Raw genomic sequence first — 21,776 nt, 5'->3', positions numbered from 1 at the left:
CTACCATTGGTAGAGCAAAAAAATACCATAACGCGCTTGCTTTCTCTTGATGTTTTTCGCGGGCTAACTATTGCTATCATGATTCTTGTTAATAGCCCAGGAAATCAGGTTGCTTATTCCTGGCTTGAGCATTCTAGTTGGAATGGTTGTACCTTAGCGGATTTAGTCTTTCCTTTTTTTATTGTCATTGTTGGTATGTCATCAGTGTTAGCACTGACCAATCTCAAAATAAAGGGAGCTTCTAATAAGCAATTAGTCGGCAAAATTATTAACCGCAGCGTCTATCTATTTATTTTAGGGTTATTACTAAATAGTTTACCCAATCATTTTGATTTTTCGCACCTTAGAATTTTAGGTGTATTACAGCGAATTGCCATTTGCTATTTTTTTTCATCTATTTTGTTTTTAACTACCACGATAAAAACCCAAAAAGTTATCATTACTGTTTTACTGATTGGCTATTGGATTTTAATTAGCTTTTTTTCACCTAATCAAATATCAATTGATCATAATTTAGTAAGTTATTTCGATCAATGGCTTCTCTCAGCACATCATTTATACAGGCCAATGTTTGATCCAGAAGGGCTTTTAAGTACTCTACCAGCGATTGCCTCCGCATTGTTTGGAAATCTTCTTGGCTTTGTTTTAGTTTCTTCACGTACAAAACAGCAGCAACTACAATGGCTCATTTCTTCTGGGTTGATTTTAGCATTGCTTGGTTTCGTATGGAGTCTTGCTTCTCCGTTTAATAAATTTCTTTGGTCTAGTTCCTATGTTTTATGGACAACGGGTTTGGCTTTTCTAGTCTTTGCATGTTGCTTTACCTTAATTGAAATTAAGCACCGGCTCCCATGGTCAAAACCTTTTGCGCTTTTTGGTAGGCATGCCCTACTAGTTTATATATTGCATGTTCTATTTTTAAAGATTCAAGCGATTATTTTAGTTCATAATACGCAAGGTGAGCTTATCAATTTACGCTTATATATCACGGATTTATTATTCAATCGTTTCTCACCAGAAAATGCTTCGTTTTGTTATGCGGCAGGCTACACGCTATTTTGGTTATTCGTATTAAAATTTATCCCTAAGAAAAAGCTAAAATTTGATAATAAAGCTCGCGCTGCATATCAAGGACAAAACCCTATCCATAAAAAAACTGATTTTGAGCAGTAAGAGCCTCTAATTGCTAATAGATGAATAGATTTTATAGTCTATGATTTGCGTTATTTAAAGCACATTTATAGACTTCAAAATCTTTTGCACAGCTTTTTCTGTAGAATACTTGGCTGTATCTATTCTTAATGACACATTATTCCATGTCTCATAATCTCGAGCTTTTACCTCTTCCCACGTGGGTAATTTATGGCCTAATATATCAGGCGTTCTCGTTTCTATTCTTTTTTTATGCTCAAGAAGATCAGAACAACTAATTTCAATTTCTAAGAATTTAACTTGGCTAGAGATTGCTACTGCTTGCCAATCTTGACGTGTGATGGCAATGGGATTGACTGAGTCTGCCACAACACTTAACCCTAAACTTAAATTCTCTTTTGCTATAGCATAACTAATCAAGTACCCTTCTGGGCCCATCAACTCCTTTCCAGAATTCTTTAAAGCCTGCTCTACGGTATCAATACGCAGATATACCGCTTTTAAATGCTTAGCAATTTCTCTAGAAATTGTTGTTTTTCCTACGCCAGGTAAACCACCAAAGATAATAAGCATTGATTGTCACTCTCCCATCGTCATAAGCCCTAGCTTATAATTGATTAAACCGTATGGGCTAGGATAATATCACGTGTGATTTGCAATAGGTTTTTTTTGGAGCGCTCTAGATATAAAATTATCAGTAAGCTTTATAATCCACTTTAAATCAAACTTCCTTTTCATGGCCTTTAGGATAGCTAAATAATGCATTCAATTAAAACTGCTAGATTAATTCTTAGACCTTGGCAAGCAAATGATCGAGTACCTTATTGGCAAATTAATCAAGACAGCCAAGTCCTTGAGTTTTTGCCTGGTTCTTTAACTAAAGAGCAGGTCGATGATTTTATGCACTATCAAAATCAACAGCTGCAAGACCGCGGTTATATGCTATGGGCCGCAGAGCTACAAGATACCGGTGAACTAATAGGATTTATAGGCCTTAATTATTTTGATAAGCCCACGCATTTTTCGCCAGCCACTGAAATTGGCTGGCGCTTAGGCTCGCAGTATTGGGGATTTGGCTATGCAACCGAAGGCGCATTAGCTGTATTAGATTATGCTTTTAATCGCCTAGGACTCAATGAAATAGTAGCATTTACTGTTCCAGATAACTTTCGTTCACGAAAAGTCATGGAAAGACTTGGTATGACGCATGATCTTACTGGTTCATTTGCTCACCCAAAACTCGCCACTGACCATCCCTTATCTAACCATGTTCTCTACCGAATCAACACTAATCATCAGTCCTAACCTGGCCTTTTAAGTTAAGGTAAATTTAGTGCCTGAACCTCATCCTTAAGCTCTTGGTTTGGCATTTCCGCACGACAATCAAATAAAGTTTTAACCAATCGATGCTCAGAAAATTTTTCTGGGCTTTTTACATAATCATGTTGCAATAATGCTAATACTAACGCCACTTTCGCTGGTTCCTTACCCTCAACCTGCTTTTCAAGCAATTTTATACACGCCTTAGCACTACCACCACTAGCTATGCCATCATCAAGAAAAATAACTTTTTTACCCGCTAGCGCTTTAATTTTTTCAATAGGTAATTCAACGGTATCAGAATCACCATAACCTTTCTTAAAGCTCGCAAAAAAAAGCGCATCTTCAGCCATTTTATAACCACCTTTTTTACGTATAGTATATAAAGGTAGCTGCAAACTCCCTGCAACTTGCGCAGCTATTGGCAGACCACGAACTTCTGGCGCGGCCATAACAACATCTTGCCAATCAAGATTATTTCTCTCTATATATCGATTAATTTTTAGCGTCAGCTGCTTGACCATTAATGCGTTTAAATTAGTATTTTGATGTAAGCTTAAAACATCAAAAAACTTATTTCCCTTATAATGATGATGTGGCATGTGTCGCATTGCTTCGTTCCTTTTCAAGCGCCAACTAACCTGGTAGCGCTCAGGCGAATTAGGAACATTTTCATTACTGGCTTGTCTTTCTAAAGGTTCACTTACTTTCTTTACTTTAAAGTCAATTGGCGCAATACAATTAAAAAAGTGTTCTCTAAAAAAATAGGTGTAAGCTTGGCCTACACAACGTCTCGCACCAGCGGAATGATAAACACCTGCTTGTTTTAAATTCAAACAGACCATACTACCTGCTGGAAGTTCGCTACCATCGTCTAGAACGACAGATTTATCCAGCACGCGCGTGCGGAAAGGAAAGAGGTAGCCTTGTTCTAGTCCTTGTTTATATACTTTATTCCGTACTAAAGAATCATGCAGATCAGCATTTTCCTTCACTGCAAATGCTAAGGCCTCATACATGACATTTTCAAGAAAATCAGGTTCAAGTATCAAATCAAACGTGCAATCAGCAACAATTTCTTTGATTCTTTCTTCGTTTAAATCAAGATTTTCTTTAACATTCAATTCCCTTAGATTTTCTGCAAAACGACTAACCATTGCATCTGAGCCTGCCTTGGCGATAAAGGCTTGCAATGTTTTTTTAACACCTTGTAATTGATTACTTACGGGATTTTGATATAGCCACGATGTTAAACCGGTTGGGTCAATGCTTTTATAATAATTATTATAAAAGCATTGTTTCATAGCCCCTAATAATTGATTTCTATTCTCTTGATATCTTTCTAATGAACACGCTTTGCCAAAGAGATATTCTGCCCAAAAACTACAAAAAAAATTATCAAAGGTAGTATCTAGTATAAATTTTTTCTCCGCAAAAAACGTTTGCATTAACTGTTTATCAATTAAATACTCGATACGCTTGCCATCATCTTTAATTGTTTTTCCGAGACCTTGATGAATCAACTTCCAATAGTTCACTTCATTGTGTTCATCTTTAAAAGAATTTTCACTGTTAGGATCAGTGGCTAGAAAATCATATTTTAACCCGGCAGCAGTTGAGAAATGTTTATAGACATAACCTAAATGACTATTTCCTTCTAACACCTTTTTAACTTCAGCTGGTGTTTCAAGATAAACAACCCTTTTATTAAATAGGGAAAATGAAAAGTTTTTTGTTTGGTAATCGGCTTGAATTGCCCTAATAGAGCTATATTCAATACCCGTCTTCCAGCATTGTACAAGCATCGAGGTAAACCCAATCGGTTTTATCTGTGCGCTAGGTTCTTCTTCTTGCTTAAGCAATACCTGTTCTTTTTGTAAGACATCATGAATAGAACTTAATCGTTGCAAAGAAGCATAGAGATAAAAACTAGTAGCTCGAACTGACTCATCTGTATTAACTACAATAGCATTTTTGCCTAACTCTTGCTTAATATGATTAAGCAAAGGTTTTGTTGTATCTTGATAAAAACTTAAACGTCGTTTAATGGCTTCTTGATTATCATCTAAGCGAGAATTAGGGCGTTCCAACAGCCGTTGATTAAGCGTTTCTTTATTCACATCTAAATGAATTAATCCATCCGGCTTACCCCACTCTTTTTTGAAATCATCATATTGCGCTAAAGTACGCGGATACCCATCCAACAAAACAATACTGTTTTTGTCAGAAATTTTTGCTAGCTCTTCTTGTAAAATTTGTTTAATGACATCATCAGGCAATAAGTTACCCTGACTTATAAATTCTTTATAGTTTTTAGTGATTGGATGGTTTGGAGAGTCTAAATAACCGCGAACAACTTCACCTAAAGCTAAATGTTTGAACTTAAGATTCATAGCCATTAAAGCTGACCCTTGTGTACTTTTACCGCTACCTGGTGCACCAGCTAATAAAATAATCTTCATGTTAACTCCCTAAACTAAAAACTTCTCGTACATCTTACTTATTTTTAGTAACTTAGGTTCCCGTATTAGCTACGGGGTTAAGGTTTTTAAAAGTATTTAATCCTAGTGTTTTTAACTAACTGTAGACAACATCGAGTAAAGTAATTTATGTGGAAAACAATTGATCTTAATTCGCGAATTTATCGATTCCAAAATGGCATTAAGCTTATAAGCCAATCACCATCCCCTCTTTCATCTCTAGAAGGCTTATATGCAACAACTCACACTGTTGCTAGCGTTTTAGCATTACCTTTTAATTTTTATTTCCTTAATCTTCAAGGTAAAACTGAGCTCATGAATGAGGAATGCGCTTTAATTTGTGGGTTTGACTCTGTGGAAGAATCGATTGGAAAATCACTTTTTGACGTTTCTGAACAAAATAGTGCAAAAAATTTAATTGATAATTGTTTAGATGTTATCGACTCCCAGACCGTTAAGGTTTTTGAAGAAGAAAACCTTCGCAAGGATGGCTTAGGCTTAGATTTTTTAACTATAAAATGCCCCTGGTATGACACAGGAACAACCATAATTGGTGTATTTGGTTGCTCTATCGTGCTTGGCAAACATAAGCTAGCCAGCTCTTTATCAGAAGTTATTGAGCTTGGCCTGTTTAATGCCATGCAGCTTTCAGCAAAACAAGGCCAACCTCTCTCAAGTTTTAATATAAAGCAAAGCTATTTATCAAGGCGAGAGATGGAATGCTTACAATTAACAATTAAAGGCTATACTGCCAAACGTATTGCCCGTGAACTTGGCATTTCACATCGAACGGTTGAAGAATATTTAATTAATATACGTATAAAAATGGGCGCCTCATCTAAAGCTGAGCTAATAGAAATGACCATTGAGCGCTTTTTACCAATTAACTTAATTTAATTACTAAAACAGCTATTATTGTTGCTAATTATTTCGTAGCTCTTTAAAGCTTATCTTATAGAGCAACGACATAGTAATCCGCAGGTACAAGCAAAATACGATCAGCAATATGGATTACAAAGCGTTTAGCTTAATATAGTAGTCTTGGTACAGCACAGCGTAATCAAGACTACTTCTTTATTTAACCCTTAAAATTAAGCACCAGCGCGTACTTTTAGTTTATTTTTTACGTCAACCACTCCTTTCGTTTCAAGCGCAATTGTATAAGCTAATTTCTTTTCTTCTACAGAAGATACATTGCCAGTTAAGATGGTAATTCCATTTAGCGTTTTAACTTGAACATTGGATGCATGGATTGATTGATTAAGTATAATTTTTGCATGTACTAATCGGCTAATTAAAGCATCTGACATTTTATCTGGTACGGATGCTTTATTTTTAGCTGCCGGAAGTTTAGGATTTACTTTAATTTGATTATCAATTTTATCAACATATTCAACTAAACTTGCTAAGTCTTGGGCTAATTCTTTTTCGGCATGACTTTGTACACAACCTTTAAGAGTCACTTGATGCTCATTGGTTTTGCTGCACACCTCATGTTCTTTTAAAACTGGATTACGCGCATATAACATATCAATCTGGGTATCAATGTCTTTATCGGTGGTTGATTTTGCAAAAATTGCAGAGTTACCTGTAATAAGCAATACAAAAAAACATAATTTAAATTTATTTAACAACATAAAATACTCACTTAATGATTTAATTAAGAGAAAATGATTAGCAATTTGCTACAAATTTTTTTATTGAAAAACGAAAAATTATATCATAATGGATACATTTTTACCAACGCAACTGCTTGCTAACCACCGCATCTTGATGATTTAAAAAATAAATTATTACCCAGATGGCAATAGTTTTTAGCCTATATCTTGCTTATAAATATCATCTCTAAAATTTAACCTGCCTTGTTCATCAACCCAAGCGGTAATATAGGTAATAAATACCGGTAGCGGTTCATGCAATTTAATATTAAACGGCTCACCCGATTCTAGTATTTTTTTAATATCACTTTTTGTTTTATTGATAGATTTATCATTAGCCATAATTTTAGAAAATAAATTAAAAGGATTTTGCAATCTTATACAACCAGAGCTAAGTGCCCTATTCTCTTTTTTAAAGAGATCTCTTGCGTTAGTATCATGGAGATAAATTGACTCAGAATTAGTGATGGTATATTTCACTTGTCCTAAGGGATTACATGGTCCTGGTTCTTGGCGAAAAAAATAATTAGTTGCGTCTTTATCTAACTGCGAATTATCTAACTCGTTAACCGACAACTCTTTACCATTACTAGCATCAAACACACGAATATTTTGTTTTTTTAAATAATCAGTATCTTGTAATAGTTTTGGAATAACATTTTTTTTAGCTAGCGTCGGCGGCACAATCCAATAAGGATTTAACATCACATCAGTAATTTCGGTAAACATCGCAGGTGTTGGATTGGATGGTTTTCCTACGATAATAGGCTCTTTTAAAGTCACTCTATTTTGCTCAATCAGTTGCGCTTGAAAAGCAGGCACATTAACCCACAGATAATGCGTGCTTTGTTTTTTTGTAAACTCACTCCATCTACTGATATTCGCCTGCAATTGCTTTAATCTTGTTTGAGGCGAAATATTCAAGGCAGCTAATGTTTGTTTATCAACTTTTCCACTAGAAACTAACCCATGTCGTTTTTGAAAAAGCGAAACTGCTTCTTGCAATTGGCTATCAAAGGTTGAATTGTTAACATCAATAGAATTGGCAAGATCGCCTGTAAACTGCAAGCGCTCGCGCAGCAAAATTACACTCTTATCGGTAACACCAACCTGCAATAATTGCTTAGGCTTAAGCTTTTCCCAAGGCTTTTGCGCAGCCTTTTGATAAACTGCAATGAATTGCTTTAACTTTTTATCTTCATCCACAAATGAATTAATTTCCACGGGCTTAAATGATTGATAAACGGTAATGATTATTCCAAAAATAATAAGAAAAGATATCATTATTTTTTTATTAAAATGAATTAGATGCATAAAGATTATTGCCTTAAAAATAAAACAAGTTATGTTATCATTAATTTGTGAAATATGTCTAAAAATAGGCTGAGTCTATTAATTTACTGCTAACTTAGAGTTGGATTATCAGTCTGCTACTTCTGAATTTAATCCATAGGAATTTATGATATTTTAGCTTGCAAGAGTCTTAATTAAGCGCCGTTTTAGGAAAGCCGCCTCTGGTTATAAAATACCAACAATAAGATCAATTATTTTTCACAATGCTCTCTGTATGTTATAATCACATAACTATAAAAGAAAATTAGGATTTAATATGGCCCGCCCAGTTGCCCTGCTTGATATAGACGATACCCTTTTAATAGAAAATGAACTAAATACCGCATTACTTGAAAGTTTAAAAGATAATCATGTAAATGATATATATTTATTTACGGATATGACTTTTAAAAGCTCATCTCTAGAGGAAAGATTACGATTAAAAAAGCAGCTCGAAAACAGTGGGTTTAAGGTACATGGGTTTATTACGCCCTTAGATTTAGTATGGACAAAGTTAGATGATAAGGAAGCCAGGCAGGAAGAGGGTGAACAAGCATATAATTTTACAGAAGCATTATATTCTCCTAGATTTGGTGCAATTAAAAACTTAGCAGGAGAAGCTCTTGATTCAATTCTGGATGATGAAGAAATTGCTGAAGAATTTAGTGCCTATCGTGACGCTTTAAAAAATCCAAGGCCTTTGGACCAAATCAGACTTGGCAGCGCATTTGAAGAAGCTCTAGATGTTTATAATTCTGATATAGCAGACCCTAAAAAAGAACCAGGGTTTCATTTGTCTCACAACATGAACCCTAGAGGAGATGTAGCAAAGCTACTAGGTGATCAACGAGCAATTCATGAAGGATACAGTCATACAAAAGGCCTGCTGCTAGAAGCCTTTATGGCTAATAAACCTGAATGGGTTAGTAGTATCATTATTGCTGATGATAATCGGAAAGTAATTGAAAGTTGCGAAAAATATAAAGCTGAAAATAACCCAGACATACCTATTTCTACAATTCACGTAGATAAAAAAAATACAAATACACATAATTATAATTACTATAATAATGAAACTAAAAAACATTTAAGTGCCGACCCTTTTCCTATAATTGCTCAAATTGATGCAGAAATTACGCAACTTAAAAAAAGTAAACGCAATTTCTTTCTTAGTAGCCCTGAACGTAAAATTTTTGCGCTGGAAAAATTAAAGCAAGATATAATTAATGCGGATTTGGCTCAAACTAATTTTCTTGATGTCATTAGTAATTGGGAAAACAGTATTCACTTTAAGAGCAAAAAAACCAACCAAGGCGCTCCACTTAGCGAAATTATTGCTCAGCAAAGAAATATATTAAAACCTGAATTTAGCTCAAAGCAAACATCTACTCAGAAACTTATAACTAATTTAAAAGAAAAATTGCAAATAAGCCAACAAGAGTTTAAAGAGGATGTATCTGACGAAGATGATTCTGAAATTAGCCTTAATATCTAAAATTAATTAACTATTAATAAATAGATTGTACAGCAAATTTAACATCGAATTTAAAGAACTATAAGGGTAATTTGCTCTACAACTAACGCTAATTACCCGCCAGTAACTAATTGAAAATAAACTTCGTGTCATCTAATGTTAATTTTTTATCCGGAGATAAACATGGACATAAAAAATACAACATTGATGATTACCTTAGGTATTTGTTGTACTGCTAATGTAGTGGCTAAGGACTTTGCTTATAGTAGGCCAGAAAAGTGTCCTGCAGTTTCAGCTTTGCAAGAAAAGGTTGTCCTGGAAGCAAAACATTTAATTGAAACAAGGAAGCCTGAAAATAAATGTTGTGATGCGAATGGCTTTCCCTATCACATTAAAGGACTGTGGGATTCGCATTATTTTTTTGATAATTATAATACTATCGATAAATGGAAATTTAGTTTTTCCTCCATTTCCGCTGACACAGAGACAGAGGCTTTAAATGAAATGAAAAAAGAATTGAGTTCATTAAAATTTGCATATGGCCCTAGTTATTATTTTGGTGAATGGTCTTGCACTTATCGTACAACAGGTGGGGATCTAGGGGTTTGGTATGTCAATGAAAATAAAGATATTACTAGAAATTAATACTCATATCTAAAATAGATTAATAAGTATCAACTACCCTAAATAAGTCTGATAAAAAATTCGTCAGACTTAATTAACCCTAATTTCCCAGTATAATTAATATGCTGATTTCTTCTTTAGAAATAAATACTTAAATATATTCCACTCTAGCAATTCCATACTTTTCCCATAAAAAATTAACAGCTTATGCTGTGCTATAATTAGTCAGCTAGTTTTTGTTTTAGGAGCCTCTTGTATGCCAAATTCCCTATTGACAATCAAAGATGAAACCTTAAAGGAAATGGCCTCAGACTGCATGACCCAATTTAATATACACGCAAAAAAAAGATTTGGAATTTATTTTCTCCAGCCAGATAGTCCTTTTTGTCTTTTAGCTCGATATGTTGAGGCAAAAGTCTTTTGGGAAACCTATAACAATGATGAAGAATTACTCAATAGTGAGTATGAAGCTTATATGCCCTATTCAAATTTTTTATTAGTTATTGACCATGAAAAGCACCTGCCCATTGGTTCGGTAAGGATGATGCGCCCTTCAAAATTAGGCCTTAAAACATTTCATACTATCGTGGAACCACCTTGGTCTTGTGATATTTAAGAAATCATTCATTTAAATAATCTATCCAACGTATTAAATTCTATTTACGATATAACCACCCTATCAATAGTAAAGGAATACCGCGCATCTTCAGGGTTTGCAATCGGCCTGGGTGTGTATCTTTCTATATTAGGATTTTCATTAAAAAATGACATGCGCTATTATGCCTCGGTCATGGACATTAAATTGTTTCATTTACTAAAGAAAATAGGATTTGCCGTTAACATCATTAAAGGTACTTCTGGTAAGTTTTTTTTAGGCTCAGAATGCAGTTACCCAGCATTTATTGATTGTGATCAAGTACGAGAGGATGTTGCAACACATGCTAACTATATCAATAAATTAAAAGTAGTTGGCTATGCGCTATCAAAAAGTATCAGCTACTCGCCAGAAATAAATCCTAATATTTTTACATGGCTCAGAGTCCCAGAGAAAGCGGTCTACCCTTTAATTAAGTTAGCACCACAAACACTGATAAATAAACTTTTGATAAATAAAAGGTAGTTAGGGATTTAAGTTTCATAAGGAGAAGTAAGTGAAGACCCCTTTTTATGTGATTGATATAGCAAAACTTTTGGCGAACCTTGAAATTATTGAAAAAATAAAAGAAAAATCCGGGGCTAAGTTTTTATTTGCCTTAAAAACGTTCTCGGTATGGGCATTATTTGACATAATCAATAAATATATGGACGGTTTTACCTCCTCTTCTCCCTATGAAGTGAAATTAGGTTATGATAAGTTTGGTGGCGAAGGTATTTCTTATAGCGTCGCTTATAGTGATGACGATTTTAAGCAAGTTATTGATTACGCAGATAAAATTATTTTTAATAGTGCTAGCCAAGTAAAATATTTTAGAAAACAGGTTAATAAGCAAATTAGTGGGATAAGAATAAATCCTGGCTACAGTTTTTCTCCTCACGATATTAGTAATACATGTAGGCCTTATTGCAGACTCGGTGAAAGTAATATTAATCATATTGAAGCGATTTTGGATGATATTTCCGGGTTTATGTTTCATATTCATTGTGAAAATAATAATTATAAGAAATTTGATGAATCCTTATGTCTAATAGAGAACAAATACGGCCATTTATTTCATAGAGTTGATTGGATAGATTTGGGCGGGGGAATAAGTTTTACCAATCCAGATTACCCAATTTATCAATTTGCAGAGCGGCTAAAAGAATTTATAACCAAATATCAAGTTCAAGTTTATCTTGAGCCAGGTCAGGCTGTCCTTAATCAAGTAGCAAGCCTTGAGACTACGGTTGTCGATATTATTGAAAATGAAAGAAAAATTGCCATATTAGATTGTTCTGCAGACGCCCACATGCCAGAAATTCTTTCTTTTCCTATACCTGCACAGGTTGAGCCGAATGAAGGCCCTTATACTTATATTCTAGCTGGAAACTCCTGTTTGGCTGGGGATATATTTGGAGAGTTTAATTTTAAAGAAGAACTAAAGCCAGGAAGTCGGGTTTCTTTTAAAGACACCGGTAGTTATACCATCGTCAAACAAAATTGGTTTAATGGCCTAAGAATGCCTTCAATAGCTATAAAACAACCAAATGGCCACATTGAATTAATTAAAACGTTTAATTATGAAGATTTTTTAAATAGCCAATCTTAAATGGGAGTAGTATTAATTTATTTAAAACATTTTGACTAAAATTAGCACATATACTATACCTTACTACTATACATTTTATCTATGTATTCTAAAAAAGGATTTAAACACTTAAAGGAGCGTAATAATTGTAATAATACTTAGGAATAAGTATGGAGAAGTTTTGCAAGCGTTATGTTTTTTCACCCGAAGTTCGTGCCAACATCAGTAAGTTATACCAATTTGATAATTATCATGGCTTAGTAGCAGTAGTATCTGATTATATGGTCATTTTATTGGCTATTACTTTAACCCTTTATTCTCATTATCTTTTATACCCTTTATCCATTCTTATTATTGGCTCGCGGCAGCGTGCTCTGGCAACGATTTTACACGAGTCTGCCCATCATTCTCTTGCTAAGAGCAGATTGCTTACTTTATTTTTAGGTACTTTTATGAGTGGGTATCTTATTTTCCATACTTATTCTGCTTATAAAGATACTCATTTACGTATGCACCATGGTAATTTTGGTGATCCTGAAAAGGATGATGATTACCGCTATATGTTAGAAAAAGGAGTTTATGATACTAACCTATCCCCTGCTCAATATTTACGTCAACTTTTTATTATACCTTGTCTGAAATTTACAGTACCAAGTCATTTCTATTTTTCGATAAAATCAAGATTATATACAGGTAGAATAGCTGTGGAGAAATGGGAGTTATTATTGCTTGGCATCTATTGGTCTATTATTTTAACTATCTGTTATATCACTGGGTATTTAACCCTTCTTTTCTTATTCTGGTTAATTCCTTTATTTACTACTTTTCAATTAATTAATTGGTTTATTGAGTTAGCAGAGCATGCGCCGTTAATGAAAAATGGCACTGATATTTATATGACACGTAATCGCAATAGTCATTGGCTAGAGTATTTTTTTACAGGGATTCATATGGAGACCTTACACCTAGCCCATCATCTTTTCCCGAAGGTGCCTTTTTGGAAACTTAAACAATTACATGCAATTTTGCTAAACGATGAGGAATATGCCAAGGTAAATGCCAACATGGGAGGAATTTTCATTTCGTCAAATAATAAACCCAGCATAGTTAGTTTATTAAAGAATTATGCTGAGGCTGAAAAAATCAACTTTAATAGAAATTTTAGAAATAATGACTAAAGGAGACTTCATATGGAATTGAGTTTATTGTATCAATGGTTAGATACCTATGCGAAGGTACCTTATAACCTTGGTGAAAGTGATGTTGCTAGTTTAAAGATAGAAGATGTTCTGGATTCTGATAAAAAAATTCAAGATTTTTTACACATTGATTTTGAGCATAATGACACCAGAGGCTCTTTACAGCTTAGAAACGAAATTAGCAAATTATATCAGCAAATTTCAGCTGAAAATGTACTGGTAACGACAGGAATGATTGAAGCAATCCTTCTCTATTTTAGTACTCGGTTTACGCCGGGTGCAAATGTCATTGTCACTGTTCCTGTTTTCCATTCCCTATATGACGTTCCGCAATCTATCGGCTTTGAAGTACGTAAAGTGGCAATTTCAGCTGATATGCAATTTAGATTACCGATTTCGGAAATAAAAAATAATTTAGATAAAAACACACAAGCCATTTTGATTAATACTCCGCACAATCCTACAGGTGTAACTTATTCGCAGCAAGAGTTTGAGGAGTTGTTAACTATCACAGAAGCTTATCAGTGCGATATCGTAGTTGATGAGCATTATAGATTACTGCCGCATAATGATACTGATACAGTGCCTTCATTTATTAATTATTCTCCTCGGGTTATTGGTTTAGGCTCTATTGGAAAATGCTATGGCTGTGTCGGTTTAAGAGTAGGATGGATGGTTGCACAAAAGGAACTCTTAGATCGTTGTTTAGCTTTTAAATGCCTAACAACACACTCTCTATTTAAAGGGGCTGATTATTTAGCTTATGAAATTATAAAAAACCACACTGTTTTAACCAAAAAATACAAACAATGGATTTTAATAAATAAAAAATTGTTTAAACAATATCAGGAGCATTACTCTCAATATATTGATTGGATTGAACCCAATGCCGGAACAATTGCTTTTCCAAAGCTAAAATTTACCAACGATTCTTATGGATTTGCCGAGAAATTAGTTACTCAAACAGGCGTCTCAGTATTACCTGGGGAGTGTTTCAATTTACCCGGCTTTTTTAGAATGCGGCTTGGTGTAGAGCCTGCTCATTTTAAAATTGCAATGGAAAAGTTTTTTAAGTTTTTAGATGAAGTAATTTAAAAAGGTCTTATTGGGGCCTGTTGACCTTTTACCTGCTGCTTATGTGCTACGGCTTGACTGCGGTGTCCTGAGCCGATCTAAATTACTGGCAAATTTTCCATATTCATACTGGATTGATCTTAATTTACCTTCTACTACTAGTTGCAACTTTCTGAGTAAAAATTATAATTATTGTATAAATTTTGAATAATAGCCTATAGTTATATTTAACTAAATATTACAAGCTATTTTTATATGATTGCTATTAAAGTTAGAAGTAAATTAGATCCTAATGATAGTTTTATGATGACTCAGTTAGATGATGTTGAGCAAGATGAAGAAATAAAGTGGCTTAGTGACAGTCAATATGGCATTTGCTCCTATGGGCATAGCTCTTGTTATGCAGTTATTATAAGTAAAGGGACTGAACTAGCTATTATGCACTCGTCTTTTATGTCTGAAGAATTTATTACAGAAGCAATGGATAATCTCTCAGGCTTAAAAGAAGGGACTTTAAAAGTGACTTTAGCTCGTTATTTTAAAGCTTATACCGAAGATTATGAAGATGAAAAAAAATTTTGTCTGCAAAATAATAGAGAATTCAAAAGACCAAATACAGAGCAATACTTTGCAGAAGTAGATGCTCAGTATAAAGACTATTTCATGAAAGAATTTGCCGTTACGCCTACCTTTATTGATATGAAACATGATTTTTTAGTGATTCAGAAAAATCAAAAGATAAATCTTTTTGATAACTTTAATGAACAAGACCATGTGATAGAGATAATAGATAATGATAATCTAAACATGGATTTAATCCTCAATAATTCTTCTAATTTAGAAGGCAAACCAGAATATACAAACCTAAAAAATCAATTTACGACTGATTTTAAAAATCCTATATCTCAAGAAGAGCTTAAAGAGCCTCCATCATCCCTAAATATTAAAAGAAAATTAGATGAGGAGCATGAACAATATAACAAAAAAAATAAGCCGGCTAATAGGAATTTACATCTAGCTGAAAATAGCGTATTTAAACCATCAGGTAGCCTTCCAGGCAGAGAGGAGATAAATGAAGAAGAACCTGTTATTAATAATAAGCTTTTATAAGAGTAAGGATTTCAAGAATAAGCTCTAAATTAGTTTAATTAATTTTTCAGGTGAGCTATCAGATTACACCAAAACTAATATAGCTAATTAGTTCTCAAATAAGTAAATTTCTATTTAAGTAACTATTTATTTGGAAAATTAATAAACATGCCACTTAGTGCAAGTATTTAGCCTTTATACTCAGGAGGCTCGTGGTCAGTTCCCTTAGTTTCTCCTTGCTCGCTAGAACTAAATACTGAGAAGCTACCCGGAGCTTTCAGTTTGGTCTCTTCTTTATATTGATTAACTTTAGTTTCAAGTAACTCAAAAGCTTTTGCATATCTTTCAATAAAATGATGGTGAAAATTTGACTTATGTTGCGTTACTAAATTAGCTAAAGTCAACGCTTTTGGATTGTTCCAATCTAAATCATCCAATGCATCCCTTTGACTGTACTCATTAATAAGCTTAACCACACATTTCGCTAACTCAACTTGATAGGATGTAAATGTAGATTCATTTACAACTTTCCTGAGGCTCTCTAATATTGCCTTTATATCAAAAAGTACTGATGCTATATTATTAAAAGAGAAATGGCTATGTGTATGACTACCCAATGCATCCGATTTAGGCATTGCTAATACACTAATTATATTTTTTTCTAAGTTTTTTAATAAGCTAAGTAAATCAGCTTCCAGGTGCCCACTATCGGAAGTTAAAGTCTTTAGTTGATTAGCCTTTCTTGCTATCTCTTCATCTAACATATTAAGTCTAGATAGCGTTTCATTCCGGTATTCCTCAGGTGCAAAGTTCCCGTGCGCTGTTTTAGTTTTAAATAACTCAAAAGTTTTTGCATATCTTCCTAGAAAATGATCGCGAAAATCCGATCTATGCTGTATTGCAAAGTCAGCTAAGGACATCATTTTTGGATTGTCCCAATCTAGATTAGCTAACTCACCTTTTTGATTATGCTCAGAAATAAGCCTAACTATGCTTTTAGCTAGCTCGGTTTGACAAGCTTTTAATGTAGATTCTTGGACAATCCCGTTGAGACTCCTTAAGCTTGCTTTTATATCAAAAAGCACTGATGCCATATCATTAAGAAGAAAATGATCACGTGTATCGCTTCCCAATGTAGCGAATTCAGGCATGGTTAATACTCTAGTAATATTTCCTTCTAAGCTTTGCATGAGACCAAGCAAATAATCCCCATGCTGTTCCCTAGCTGCAGTATCTCCTAGCGTTAAATCCCTAAGCTGCTTAGATTTTCTTTCTATCTCGTCTTGCAAGTTAGTAAGTTGATATAGCGTTTTTTCTTTATATTCCTGAATTGGAACACTCATATTAGGGTAATTAGAAAAAAATTTAGCTAATAATTTATCTTTTCTTGCTTCTCGTCTTTCCTGTGGGATTATACCAATCACTTTATAAGCAAAAGCCCCTTTTATGCCATGAGCTAAACTTTCCGCTTCTGCCTCTCCTAAAGCTCTTTTTCTATCTTCATAAAATGCTTGCCACTCTTGACTTGATTCTATGGGCTTAAAAAAATCTTCAACAAAATCTTTCGTAAACCCCATGCTCTTCTCATTCATAATAGGTTCAAAACGTGCTACCCGCTGCATGGTATATTCAACCAATCTTTCATTTTTAAAAAAATCGTCCATCTCTTCTTGAACTATTTGCTCTCGTGATTTTTCACTCTTACTGTCTTCGCCAGATGGTCTATAAATTTTTGCCTCATAAAATAAGCGGCCACTAGAATTATTGCCTCGTAACGATTCTTTACCTTTCAAAGCCGCAAGGAAAGATTCACCATTAATATTCGATATTTCTTGTAAATAAGCCACAACATTCTTAGCTTGGGACTCCATATCCCTTAGTAGTTCTCCTGGTAAATTAGATGCCTCAGGGTATGTGTCTCTTGACTGCATAACAACCTCGGTAAATCTACAACATTTTTATACATTATAGCAGAGACTTAGGCAGGTGCATTATCCGCCAAATAGATAAAAAATGGCGCAATTACTAGCTAGGAAGTAGGCACTTTTGGCCAATAGACATGATTTACCTAAATGCCTCCCGTTAACCTCATATAGCTTATATCAGCAAAAACTCTTACCCAATAAGTGAGCTTTTAAAGCACTTTAAATAAAAAACTAAGACAGTTATTCCTCTCACTATTAATTATTCCTTAAGAATTCACTGATAGCATACGTGAATTTTTTAACAAACTGTTTTTATAAGATCCTTAAAGTAAATGTTTTTTTCATAAATAATAATGTCAGGAGTAATTAAATGCAGAACAATGAATCTATTGTTGAGCAAATCAGGCGCGATAAAGAGAGCTACAAAGGAATAACGCTCTCTTATAGCGGTGTCCAATTTACCCCAGCCTCATTTAAGAATAATAACTACGTCGCTGATAATTTAGAATTAACGCCCTTACAAATATTTACTGAGCGATTCAAAAATATTGGTGCATTAGTCATTCGCTTTCATTTAGGGCAAGGGCAGCGCGCAGGATTATTACAGCAAGTTTCTAAAACTAATTATGTCGAAGATCCCATTGAACGGGTGGCTCAAGGTAATGATCAAACAAATTTATTTTTTACAAGTAAAAATAACAATAAAGCTATTGAAAAAACCCTTGAATTTGCCAGCCACCAACCCTTAGGACGTTCTAAAGTTTTAAATGAATTTGCTCAACCCTTAGTTCATGTAAATCGAATGACGACTTATGGAGAGCAAGAGTTGTGGGATATTATTCATGCGCCTGTCTGGAATGTTGGACGGTCTATGAAATATGAACTAAATAAACAAGGCTTTATTTATTTACCTTGCCCAGCTAACTTTGGTCTAGAGAATAGAGCGAAAGTAGATCAGCAATTACGTCATTCAGGAAAATCTTATCACGTTGTTTTTGAAGAACAACAGATTCCTCTCGTTGAAGCTGATATTGGAAAATTAACTATTTATACAGACGATAAGCACGAATTTACTCAAGAAAGCAACGGTTTAGCAATTGCAATTACAAAAGATAGCGCCAATTATAGTCCTTTAGGATGGATTGTTCATAAGGAAACCGGTGAGATTCTTCCGCAAGAAGTCACTGAAGATATTATTCGTGTATCAGCAATTGCTGAGGGCGGATTTTATGAAAAACGCCCTGCTCAACAAAAAATTCTTCAAGCCGGTAACCTAACTAACTCCCGTGGCTTAGGATTATTTATTCAAAATCAAGCTTTTAATGCGATGTATGTCATTTTTGATTACTTACAAAAATATAACTTTGATCCTCGCCGCATGCTTGATAGTTCACTGCAAGTTGCTTACAAGCGTTTACAAACTGCCATAGATAAAGACCCGTCTTTAATTGATGATTTTCTAGTGGGCGCGCTGCAAGATGAAATGGTGCAAGGATTAAGGGTAAGCCAACCTAACAGTACACGCTCGGTATTGCCCTTAAGGTTTACCAACACGTTTGCCGTAACAGCTAACAATTTAAAAGCGATTGCCTATGCCTTTGATATCAAAGACAGTACAGGACAGCCGTTATTAAGAGCATCTGAAGATATGCCCATTATTTCGCAAGCTGTGACGCTTATTGATTCAGAAGTCAATGGGACATTAGTAGCACCCTCATTTAACACTGGCAGTCACGTGGCAGCAGTTGTTGCCACAGCGGAATTAGTCGCTGAACAGCTGATTCTTGAGCAGTTATTACCAGAAGCTTATGCTGCTCAACAAGATCCTATAAATAGTACATTATATCGTATTCTTGTGGATATTCTTGGAAAAGAGGAAGGTGAAAAGCTCCTTAATTCGTTAATTTCAGAAGTAGCAAAGATACCTACCAATGATCAGGGTAAACCTATTGCTGGCGTCCAATTTGATTATTGTCAAAATCTGATAGACATGCTTCGTAAAAGTCTTGGAACAAATAATACTGCCGAGCTCTTATGTAAATTTTCAAAGCCTGGCGTGAGTAGTGCTGAAGTTTTAGCTAATTTAACAGATAATGAACAACAGCAATTGAGCCGAACTTTAGAGGTATTACGTAGTATCGGCTCTCAACTTCAGCAATCGCCATTAACGAGTAGCCAACCTGAACTATCACGTGGTATTAACGCGGGCTTAGACCCATTAATTCTTCATCTAAATCCTAATTTGGCTAACAAATTAGACATAAAACCGCTGGCTCACGCTGAAGCGAAAGCAGTTGACAAGGCAATGGTTAGAGACCGTATTTCAACCCAAGCGTTTATGCGCTGTCCTTTCTTAGCAAGTCAAAATCCGCTTAAACAGAAAGAAGCCGTTGTAAATAAGGCAAAAGCACCGCAACACTTAGTAGATCAAAAACAAAACACGAAGCCGTCATTCTTCCAGGCACTTTGGAATAATAAAGGAGCAGTTGCTATAGGCGTTTTGGGTGTAACCACAGCCGCAACTGGCATTCTTATTAGCCAAATGGATCAACCTTCAATATAAGTTAAAACTAGTAAGCCTAGATATTGCCTTTAAAAGGGTTTCATTGCTAAAGGCAGTATCTACAACACTATTAAATACCAGTAATTAAGCAATTAAATCATGCCCATTCAATTTAGCACCATGCGTATCTAGCCCGTGTTTAATTTCAAGTGCACGATTACCTCGTATATTTGCAAAATGGATCAGGTTTCGCTAAGTTTTTCCAGCTCTCATCCCTCATTTTACCAATGATATATTGACTAAAATAATGCGGTTCAAATAGCTTGCGTAAAAATCCTGTGTCGCCCTTTGCTCGCCAAGAAGCGAGAACGATGCTAGCCTCGTAGCCCGCTTCTTCTAGGTCTCTAGGCAACAAGTCCTAGTGAGACTTAAAAAAGCCTTTTGTAACGGCTTTATCCCAGTAACTAACTTAAGTACATACAATCAATTTATATATATTTTAATTTATGAGTATATTTTATATACAAAAAACATTATAATTAAATATTATTGTCCAACTTGTTTAATATATGCACGAGAAACAAATTATAATTGATTTGTCTGAGCCAGGTGCTAAATTATCTAGTAGTGGAAAAGTGTTAAAGCAGAAGTGGGATATTATGCACCCTAGTGCAAAAGATTCCTGTAGAGTGTTTTCCTATGAAGAATTTCGTCAATTAAATGAGCGATTACAATCCCCTCCGGAATTTAAGCGCGCTACCGATCCAAAAGATACCGCCAAGCTAAGAGTATATATTATAGGCCATTATAGTTCCAAAGCTGATGAGATATGCTTGCCCGGCGGTCAACCAATCAGCGATAAAGACATTGCTAGAGTAAGTAATTATCTTATCCATAATAGGAATGCAACGATTAATTTAGTATCTTGCAAAGCAGGCGCAGATAATAACAATAATTCATCCTATGGAGCCAAGTTATATAGAACTATAAATAATTTAAGAAAAACAGAAAATCCTAAGTCAACTCCCGTCCCTGTCATTGCAAGAACAACCCTTGCCATTATTGATCCAAAGTTTAAAAGAAAAGTAACGCTTGCCTTAGAGGTAGATGAAAAAGCATATTTAAAGAAAGAGAAGCAAAGAGGCAAAGCGCCAAAAGGTAGTGGAGAAAAAAAAGCATTAACCGACGAATTAAGGGCTGAACAAAGGCACCGTCAATACGGCACTAAAGTTGCTTACACAGAAAAAGACGGTACAATTAAAAAACTAGATGGCTATGATTTTCTCTGGAAAGAGAGAGTGATATCTATGCTTTTAAAATGTAAAGAAAACACCTCTGTTAAAGAAAAGAAAGGCCTTTTTGTAAACTGGTTGTTAACTTTTGAAAAGCAAACGCCTGAGCAGATTTATCAAACGCTTGTGCATGAAAAAAATAAAGTAAACACCGTGCTTAATAAACACAGCAATCTTTTTTCTCAATTAATAAGAAAAGATCCGGAATCATTTGTAGAGATTTCCAAACTAATAAAAGAAAGAGAAAAAATACTCGCAGCAGATAATATGATAGAAGAGCAAGATGCTGAACGCCTAGAAGATCTTGACAATAGTGCAACGATAAAAGAGCCAAGCGCTGAATACTCAGAAGAGGTTTATAGTGCAGAGGATGATATAGTCACTAGAATTAACCACTCTCTTTAACCAAGAACCACTCTTTTTGGAAAA

Annotated in this window: 18 protein-coding genes; 13 read left to right on the top strand and 5 right to left on the bottom strand. The window is 34.6% G+C overall.

Going from position 1 to position 21,776, the window contains the following annotated elements; genetic code table 11:
- Positions 1-6: 6 nt before the first annotated feature.
- Positions 7-1,173, top strand: a complete 1,167-nt coding sequence (locus tag DYE47_RS05330) for an acyltransferase family protein (protein WP_115302272.1) — start codon at positions 7-9, stop codon at positions 1,171-1,173.
- 54 nt (positions 1,174-1,227) lie between these two features.
- Here DYE47_RS05330 and DYE47_RS05325 read toward each other — a convergent pair whose 3' ends face one another.
- Positions 1,228-1,725 carry a P-loop nucleotide/nucleoside kinase family protein gene (locus DYE47_RS05325; protein ID WP_115302271.1) on the bottom strand — a complete coding sequence of 166 codons (498 nt, stop codon included), beginning with the start codon at positions 1,723-1,725 and terminating at the stop codon, positions 1,228-1,230.
- A 186-nt stretch (positions 1,726-1,911) separates the two neighbouring features.
- Here DYE47_RS05325 and DYE47_RS05320 point away from each other — a divergent pair, with 186 nt between their 5' ends.
- Positions 1,912-2,457 (top strand): GNAT family N-acetyltransferase, encoded by a 546-nt coding sequence (locus tag DYE47_RS05320; RefSeq protein WP_115302270.1) that lies wholly within the window; start codon positions 1,912-1,914, stop codon positions 2,455-2,457.
- Positions 2,458-2,471: 14 nt separating this feature from the next.
- Here DYE47_RS05320 and DYE47_RS05315 read toward each other — a convergent pair whose 3' ends face one another.
- Positions 2,472-4,934 (bottom strand): nucleoside monophosphate kinase, encoded by a 2,463-nt coding sequence (locus tag DYE47_RS05315; RefSeq protein ID WP_115302269.1) that lies wholly within the window; start codon positions 4,932-4,934, stop codon positions 2,472-2,474.
- Positions 4,935-5,081: 147 nt separating this feature from the next.
- Between DYE47_RS05315 and DYE47_RS05310 the strand changes: the two genes are divergently transcribed.
- On the top strand, positions 5,082-5,849 hold the full coding sequence (locus DYE47_RS05310) for a helix-turn-helix transcriptional regulator (RefSeq protein ID WP_115302268.1): 768 nt from the start codon (positions 5,082-5,084) through the stop codon (positions 5,847-5,849).
- Positions 5,850-6,043: 194 nt separating this feature from the next.
- Here the strand turns inward: DYE47_RS05310 and DYE47_RS05305 are convergent, their stop codons facing one another.
- Entirely contained in the window at positions 6,044-6,589 is a 546-nt protein-coding gene (locus DYE47_RS05305) for a BON domain-containing protein (protein WP_115302267.1), read from the bottom strand.
- Positions 6,590-6,766: 177 nt separating this feature from the next.
- Complete coding sequence (locus DYE47_RS05300; protein ID WP_115302266.1) at positions 6,767-7,924, bottom strand: L,D-transpeptidase family protein; 1,158 nt, start codon at positions 7,922-7,924, stop codon at positions 6,767-6,769.
- A gap of 295 nt (positions 7,925-8,219) precedes the next feature.
- Here DYE47_RS05300 and DYE47_RS05295 point away from each other — a divergent pair, with 295 nt between their 5' ends.
- The 8 genes from DYE47_RS05295 (at position 8,220) to DYE47_RS05260 (ending at position 15,648) form a co-directional block, all read left to right on the top strand.
- Positions 8,220-9,437, top strand: a complete 1,218-nt coding sequence (locus DYE47_RS05295) for a hypothetical protein (protein WP_115302265.1) — start codon at positions 8,220-8,222, stop codon at positions 9,435-9,437.
- 162 nt (positions 9,438-9,599) lie between these two features.
- Positions 9,600-10,061 carry a hypothetical protein gene (locus DYE47_RS05290; RefSeq protein ID WP_115302264.1) on the top strand — a complete coding sequence of 154 codons (462 nt, stop codon included), beginning with the start codon at positions 9,600-9,602 and terminating at the stop codon, positions 10,059-10,061.
- 235 nt (positions 10,062-10,296) lie between these two features.
- Entirely contained in the window at positions 10,297-10,656 is a 360-nt protein-coding gene (locus tag DYE47_RS05285; protein WP_115302263.1) for a hypothetical protein, read from the top strand.
- A gap of 114 nt (positions 10,657-10,770) precedes the next feature.
- Positions 10,771-11,160, top strand: coding sequence for a hypothetical protein (locus DYE47_RS05280; protein ID WP_147285926.1), 390 nt, complete (start codon positions 10,771-10,773; stop codon positions 11,158-11,160).
- 31 nt (positions 11,161-11,191) lie between these two features.
- Entirely contained in the window at positions 11,192-12,286 is a 1,095-nt protein-coding gene (locus tag DYE47_RS05275; protein ID WP_115302261.1) for a carboxynorspermidine decarboxylase, read from the top strand.
- 149 nt (positions 12,287-12,435) lie between these two features.
- On the top strand, positions 12,436-13,443 hold the full coding sequence (locus DYE47_RS05270; protein WP_115302260.1) for a fatty acid desaturase family protein: 1,008 nt from the start codon (positions 12,436-12,438) through the stop codon (positions 13,441-13,443).
- Between the two features lie 12 nt (positions 13,444-13,455).
- Positions 13,456-14,559: an aminotransferase class I/II-fold pyridoxal phosphate-dependent enzyme gene (locus DYE47_RS05265; RefSeq protein ID WP_115302259.1), complete on the top strand. Its 1,104-nt coding sequence runs from the start codon at positions 13,456-13,458 to the stop codon at positions 14,557-14,559.
- Positions 14,560-14,793: 234 nt separating this feature from the next.
- Entirely contained in the window at positions 14,794-15,648 is an 855-nt protein-coding gene (locus tag DYE47_RS05260; protein WP_115302258.1) for a hypothetical protein, read from the top strand.
- Positions 15,649-15,815: 167 nt separating this feature from the next.
- Here DYE47_RS05260 and DYE47_RS05255 read toward each other — a convergent pair whose 3' ends face one another.
- On the bottom strand, positions 15,816-17,474 hold the full coding sequence (locus tag DYE47_RS05255) for a hypothetical protein (protein WP_131750059.1): 1,659 nt from the start codon (positions 17,472-17,474) through the stop codon (positions 15,816-15,818).
- A gap of 448 nt (positions 17,475-17,922) precedes the next feature.
- Here DYE47_RS05255 and ceg17 point away from each other — a divergent pair, with 448 nt between their 5' ends.
- Entirely contained in the window at positions 17,923-20,115 is a 2,193-nt protein-coding gene (gene ceg17 / locus DYE47_RS05250) for a Dot/Icm T4SS effector Ceg17 (RefSeq protein WP_115302256.1), read from the top strand.
- A gap of 509 nt (positions 20,116-20,624) precedes the next feature.
- Positions 20,625-21,752, top strand: a complete 1,128-nt coding sequence (locus DYE47_RS05240) for a hypothetical protein (RefSeq protein WP_115302254.1) — start codon at positions 20,625-20,627, stop codon at positions 21,750-21,752.
- Positions 21,753-21,776: the final 24 nt, after the last annotated feature.

The organism is Legionella beliardensis, assembly GCF_900452395.1.
GTDB classification, from domain to species: Bacteria; Pseudomonadota; Gammaproteobacteria; order Legionellales; family Legionellaceae; genus Legionella_C; species Legionella_C beliardensis.
The sequence above is the reverse complement of the archived record's forward strand: the minus strand, read 5'-3'. Positions and strand labels throughout refer to the sequence as shown.

Bases quoted from the DNA above. Each gene is read 5' to 3' on its own strand.
- DYE47_RS05325 (WP_115302271.1), bottom strand. From the start codon at position 1,725: ATGCTTATTATCTTTGGTGGTTTACCTGGCGTAGGAAAAACAACAATT.
- DYE47_RS05320 (WP_115302270.1), top strand. From the start codon at position 1,912: ATGCATTCAATTAAAACTGCTAGATTAATTCTTAGACCTTGGCAAGCA.
- DYE47_RS05315 (WP_115302269.1), bottom strand. From the start codon at position 4,934: ATGAAGATTATTTTATTAGCTGGTGCACCAGGTAGCGGTAAAAGTACA.
- DYE47_RS05310 (WP_115302268.1), top strand. From the start codon at position 5,082: ATGTGGAAAACAATTGATCTTAATTCGCGAATTTATCGATTCCAAAAT.
- DYE47_RS05305 (WP_115302267.1), bottom strand. From the start codon at position 6,589: ATGTTGTTAAATAAATTTAAATTATGTTTTTTTGTATTGCTTATTACA.
- DYE47_RS05300 (WP_115302266.1), bottom strand. From the start codon at position 7,924: ATGCATCTAATTCATTTTAATAAAAAAATAATGATATCTTTTCTTATT.
- DYE47_RS05295 (WP_115302265.1), top strand. From the start codon at position 8,220: ATGGCCCGCCCAGTTGCCCTGCTTGATATAGACGATACCCTTTTAATA.
- DYE47_RS05290 (WP_115302264.1), top strand. From the start codon at position 9,600: ATGGACATAAAAAATACAACATTGATGATTACCTTAGGTATTTGTTGT.
- DYE47_RS05285 (WP_115302263.1), top strand. From the start codon at position 10,297: ATGCCAAATTCCCTATTGACAATCAAAGATGAAACCTTAAAGGAAATG.
- DYE47_RS05270 (WP_115302260.1), top strand. From the start codon at position 12,436: ATGGAGAAGTTTTGCAAGCGTTATGTTTTTTCACCCGAAGTTCGTGCC.
- DYE47_RS05265 (WP_115302259.1), top strand. From the start codon at position 13,456: ATGGAATTGAGTTTATTGTATCAATGGTTAGATACCTATGCGAAGGTA.
- DYE47_RS05260 (WP_115302258.1), top strand. From the start codon at position 14,794: ATGATTGCTATTAAAGTTAGAAGTAAATTAGATCCTAATGATAGTTTT.
- ceg17 (WP_115302256.1), top strand. From the start codon at position 17,923: ATGCAGAACAATGAATCTATTGTTGAGCAAATCAGGCGCGATAAAGAG.
- DYE47_RS05240 (WP_115302254.1), top strand. From the start codon at position 20,625: ATGCACGAGAAACAAATTATAATTGATTTGTCTGAGCCAGGTGCTAAA.